The organism is Leptolyngbya sp. FACHB-36 (assembly GCF_014695955.1).
Taxonomy (GTDB): Bacteria; Cyanobacteriota; Cyanobacteriia; order Leptolyngbyales; family Leptolyngbyaceae; genus FACHB-36.
The window spans coordinates 1-5212 of sequence record NZ_JACJPG010000328.1 but is presented as its reverse complement, the minus strand read 5'-3'; the positions used below and the strand labels follow the sequence as shown (position 1 = coordinate 5212).

Sequence of the window (5212 nt, the reverse complement as noted above, 5' to 3'; positions counted from 1 at the left end):
AACGTTCTCAGGCGGCTAGGGTTTACCGTCGAAGGCTACGCACGAGATTATCTTCTTATTAACGGCAAATGGGAAGACCATATTCTTACCAGCCTTATTAACCCTAGTTGGAAGCTTACTTTATGAGCTATTAGCAATTGGCGGTTAGTCATTCGTTGTTACTTACCGAGTTGCTGTAATCTAACAGCTAACAACTATTAGCTAGCACCTAGAACTGGCAACTAATTACTTTTTCCCTACTTCTTATGTCTACCTCCACGATCGCCGCCATTGCCACTGCCATCGTTCCCGAACAGGGCAGCGTGGGAATTGTGCGCGTGTCGGGACCAGAAGCGCTGGCGATCGCGCGTCGCCTGTTTCACGCACCCGGACAGCAAGCGTGGGACAGCCACCGCATTCTCTACGGCTACGTCCAGCACCCAGACACACGCCATCTGGTAGACGAAGCGCTGCTGCTGATCATGCAGGCTCCTCGCTCCTACACCCGCGAGGACGTGGTGGAGTTTCACTGTCACGGCGGCATTATGGTGGTGCAGCAGGTGCTGCAACTCTGCCTAGAGCAGGGCGCGAAACTGGCACAGCCAGGAGAGTTTACGCTGCGGGCGTTTCTGAATGGGCGACTGGATTTGACCCAAGCAGAAAGCATTGGGGACTTGGTCGGGGCACGATCGCCTCAAGCTGCCCAAGCTGCCCTTGCAGGCTTACAGGGTAAACTTGCCCATCCCATTCGTCACCTCCGCACTGCTTGCTTGGACATTCTGGCAGAGGTAGAAGCCCGAATAGATTTTGAGGAAGACTTGCCGCCGCTGGATGAAACCGAGATTCAGGCGCGGCTGGCGCAGGTGCTGGCGGACGTAAGCCAGATTTTGGCAACGGCAGACCGGGGAGAGCTACTGCGAACAGGGTTGAAGGTGGCGATCGTCGGGCGTCCCAACGTGGGCAAGTCCAGTCTGCTGAATGCGTGGAGCCGCAGCGATCGAGCGATCGTCACCGATCTACCCGGCACGACGCGCGACGTCGTGGAATCTCAGCTTGTGGTTAGTGGCATTCCAATTCACGTGTTGGATACCGCAGGCATCCGGGAAACCGAGGATCGCGTTGAGCAAATGGGCGTGGCGCGATCGCGCACAGTAGCTCAGTCTGCCGATTTGGTGCTGTTAACGATCGACGCACAAGCCGGATGGACCGCTGCCGACCAAGAAATTTATCAGCAGGTGCAGCACCGTCCGCTGATTCTGGTTCTGAATAAAGTGGATCTGGTTCAAGCAGACCCGATTCAGGCAGACTTGAGCGTGGACCTCCCCACCTCCCAAGTTGTCAAAACGGCTGCTTCTCTGAATCAGGGCATTGATGCGTTAGAGTTTGCCATTCTCGACACCGTGCGGGCGGGCAGTTTACACGCAGCGAATTTGGATTTTGCCATCAATCAGCGCCAAGCCGCTGCCCTTACCCACACGAAAGCTGCTCTCCAACAGGTGCAAGCAACGATCGCGGACCAACTTCCCCTCGACTTTTGGACGATCGATCTGCGGAGTGCTATCCAAGCCCTCGGCGAAATCTTGGGTGAAGATGTTACAGAATCGGTGCTCGATCGCATCTTCAGTCGCTTTTGCATTGGCAAGTAGCGAGCATAAAGTACAGCAGTCCAGATAAACTAGCGGCTTGTCAACTTAAATTTGACGAGTCTCTGAAAGCCAGGGAGTTATTCGGATAGTCGAACATCCGCCGTGCTGCACTAGCCTTTGGGCAACTGCACGCCGTGCATCCCGTGAAAATCTTCCTGCACCTTGCGCGTCAGCCGTTGAGACACTTGCCGCACAACTTGCCGCAGAAGACGATCGCCCGTGCTCTGAATCAGCGATTTTGGCAGAGCGCGAATGAAGCGCGGAAACTGAATCGTCACGGTGAGATCAAGCTGCCACTGAACTCGCGTCAAGTTACCCGTGGGCGAATTGGACGACTCTCTGGAAGACACCTCTACAAGCTCCATTGCCGCCTGAAAATCGACATCGTAGCCGGGTGCGTCGTAGCCAGGAATGGGGACTGCCTGAATCCGGTAGATTCCTTGGTCTTCAGGCAGCAGGTCCAAGCCAATTTTTGGCTCTACTTCGTAGCCAAACGAGCCAAACCGCCCAACCACAAGGGCGTAGCTGTTTTCTCCCAGCGGCTCAACAGTCATTGGTTGGGCGCAGCGGCAGAACCAGCCATGGTGCGCGTCGAAGTAGCGAGCAACCGTAGGCGCATCGGCGTACATCTCCATGCAGTCTACAAAACGACTGTGGAACTGGGTCGGCTCGATCGCACTGGAAGTCAATTCTTCGGTATTCGAGAACTCAGAATCGGTATAGTGTGACTGCATCGTCAGCGCTCTGGACAACTTGAAAGTAGGATTCCCTGGAGAATTCACATTCTCTCGTGATCTTTACGGATTTCTCAGTTCATCATCGCGGAGAGCCAACGCTGTTAGTTGAGGAAAGAAGGCGACGCTTGTCGGAAACGATTAAAGCTGTTGGTGAAACCATATCAAACAGGAGTGGGGACAGCTTAACGTTCTTTAACATAGATCACTATAAAGCTAGATGCCAACCTTCAGCTACAGATCTAGTCTATTCCTACTGCATTGAATCGTGACAAGTTGTTAATGCTGGACTACAGAGAATTTACACAACAGTTTAACCCCCTAACAGCGAGGAGTAACCCATGAAAGCACTTGTTGCAGGAGCCACCGGGCAAACAGGTCGCCGGATTGTGCAAGAACTTGTAAAGCGAGGCATTGCCGTTCGTGCCCTGGTAAGAGATGCAGAGGCGGCTCGATCGATGCTGCCCACCGAAGCTGAACTGGTCGTTGGCGATGTGTTACAGCCCGCCACGCTGACGGCTGCACTAAAAGATTGTACGGTGCTGCTCTGCGCTACTGGGGCAAAGCCTGGTTTTGATCCGACTGGACCCTACAAAGTTGATTACGAAGGCACGCAAAACCTGGTGGATGCGGCAAAAACAGCGGGAATCGAACACTTTGTGCTGGTGACGTCGCTTTGCACATCGCAGTTTTTTCATCCGCTAAATCTATTTTTTCTGATTCTGGTCTGGAAGAAGCGGGCAGAGGAATATTTGCAGCAGAGCGGCTTGACATACACGATCGTCCGTCCTGGCGGACTGCTGAACGATGAAAATGCGGATTCAGTTGTAATGTCGGGAGCCGATACGCTGTCAGACGGCAGAATTCCTCGGACAAAAGTGGCACAGACGTGCGTAGAGGCGCTGTTCCAATCTTCTGCCCGCAACAAGATTGTGGAAATCGTTGCGAAGCCCGATGCTCCAGCGAAGACGTATGAGGAGCTATTTGTCGGTGTGGGCTAGAAGGACGACGAGCAGGGAACGATCGCTCCTTCCACTCAAGCTGTGCAGTCCACGATCGCTCCATTCGCCCAGTTAGACTGAGCGGCTCGGTTGCGAGAGCAATTGTCGCCGCATCAGGATGCTTATGACTGCTGCCGGGATTCTGTCCCGGCAGCAGTTTGCTCTATACGCACGGAGAGATTTTCAGCGATTTGAGCAATCGATTTGTCAGCCAACTAGCTGCAAGCGTTTAATTAGAGGTTTCTGAATACCCTGGGTGTCACGGCTGTAAATTTGCGAAAAAGAGTTGTGAAATGACTTTGGTTCTTGAAACCGCTTAAGAGAGCAACATCAGCGATCGCCAACTCCTTCTGCTGAAGTAATTCTTTTGCTCGTTCAATTCGCTGCTGCAACACAAACTGGTGAGGCGCTACTCCCATTGATTGCTTGAACAATCGACAAAAATGATACTGGCTCATGCCAACCAGTTCAGCCAGATCTACGAGCTTAATGTCTTGATCAAGATAGCACTGAATATACTCCAATACTTGATTTAGCTTATGTTGCGGTAGCCCCTCTTTATAAACCGCTAGCGGTGACTTCAGAGTTGAATAGCATTTGAGTAAATGGACAGCAAGGGCAGTTCCCATTGCTTCGCCATACAGCCGTCCCGATGGACACCCTGCTTCAAGCTCGGTTTTTAAAGCAAGCAGAATCTCTCGAATCAAAGGATCGTTCTGCCCTCGATGCATCATTAGTTCCACTCGATCGGGCACCAATTCCTGAACAGCTTGAGCAACGAATTTTGGTTCCAGGGTCAGGGAGAGAACTTCCATCTCATCCTGCCACCGAACAGCATGGAAATGCTGAAAAGGCGTGATGCAAACATTCCCCGGCAGCAATCGTTGACTATTAAATTTGCCGTTAGCTTTCAGTTCTACCTTTTTGGGCATTTTCAGTTGCAGGGTGAGGTGATGTCTCACTGCATGAATATCTGAAATATCGAGTGGTGGAAGTTTTAAATGCTCTAGCAAAATGCCATTCCAGGTAACCATTCCACTAGACAGCAAAACAAACTCGCTTGGATGTTCACCACCAGGTTTAATTTGTTGGTTATTAATCCCTTGCTGTTGCGGAGACATCAAGCTTCTCTCCTGTACTAGAACTGGCAATCTAGTGTAGAGCAAAATTAATGACCAGTTGCAGAAAAACTAACTTTGAGAAAAAAGCAAGAATCTAGAAAAAAAGCAAAAATCTAAAAGAAATGTACCGTCAAATCTATGACGATGGAGGCAGCTTGAAAACGGAGTACAACTGTCATGCCGAAAATTGTTCGATTTTATGAGTTCGGTAGTGCTGAGGTTCTCAGGCTAGAAGACGAGCCCCTCAGAGAACCGGACACTGGAGAAGTGCGGCTTAAGGTAGAAGCGATCGGGCTAAACCGTGCGGAAATTGGCTTTCGGGCAGGACGATATTTAGAATTACCGGAAACGTTTCCGTCTACGCTGGGGTACGAGGCATCTGGAGTAATTGATGCGATCGGCGCGGGCGTAACAGGCTTCCACGTTGGCGATCGCGTCAGCACGATTCCAGCCTTTTCGATGAAGCAGTATGGCGTCTATGGGGAAAGCGCGATTGTTCCGGCGGTTGCTGCTGCTGCTTATCCTGACAGCTTATCTGCCAACGAGGGAACCGCTATTTGGATGTCGTATATTACTGCCTACGGTCCCTTGGTTGAATATGGGCAAGTGAAAGCAGGAGATTTTGTCTTAATTACAGCAGCTAGTAGCAGCGTGGGTTATTCTGCAATTCAGATTGCAAAAGCAGCAGGAGCAGTCGCGATCGCTACTACACGCAGTACGGCTAAAAAGCA

5 protein-coding genes and 1 pseudogene are annotated in these 5212 nt (G+C 51.4%); 4 read left to right on the top strand and 2 right to left on the bottom strand.

Annotated features, from left to right (window positions below; translation table 11 throughout):
- Together H6F43_RS23045 and mnmE are read left to right on the top strand one after the other, a co-directional pair.
- Positions 1-126, top strand: a pseudogene (locus tag H6F43_RS23045) (30S ribosomal protein S5 alanine N-acetyltransferase); the annotation flags it as partial.
- Positions 127-245: 119 nt separating this feature from the next.
- Positions 246-1625, top strand: coding sequence for a tRNA uridine-5-carboxymethylaminomethyl(34) synthesis GTPase MnmE (gene mnmE / locus H6F43_RS09275; RefSeq protein WP_190342506.1), 1380 nt, complete (start codon positions 246-248; stop codon positions 1623-1625).
- Between the two features lie 110 nt (positions 1626-1735).
- Here the strand turns inward: mnmE and H6F43_RS09270 are convergent, their stop codons facing one another.
- The gene (locus H6F43_RS09270) at positions 1736-2359 is read right to left on the bottom strand and encodes a DUF1997 domain-containing protein (protein WP_190342505.1); all 624 of its coding nucleotides are present in this window, start codon (positions 2357-2359) and stop codon (positions 1736-1738) included.
- Positions 2360-2700: 341 nt separating this feature from the next.
- On the opposite strand from H6F43_RS09270, the gene H6F43_RS09265 reads away from it, so the two are divergent.
- Complete coding sequence (locus H6F43_RS09265) at positions 2701-3360, top strand: SDR family oxidoreductase (protein WP_190342504.1); 660 nt, start codon at positions 2701-2703, stop codon at positions 3358-3360.
- A 233-nt stretch (positions 3361-3593) separates the two neighbouring features.
- Here the strand turns inward: H6F43_RS09265 and H6F43_RS09260 are convergent, their stop codons facing one another.
- A complete protein-coding gene (locus H6F43_RS09260; protein WP_190342503.1) occupies positions 3594-4481 on the bottom strand; it encodes an AraC family transcriptional regulator in 888 nt (295 codons plus the stop codon).
- Positions 4482-4658: 177 nt separating this feature from the next.
- Here H6F43_RS09260 and H6F43_RS09255 point away from each other — a divergent pair.
- A partial coding sequence (locus tag H6F43_RS09255; protein ID WP_190342502.1) for an alcohol dehydrogenase catalytic domain-containing protein occupies positions 4659-5212 on the top strand: 554 nt, incomplete at its 3' end.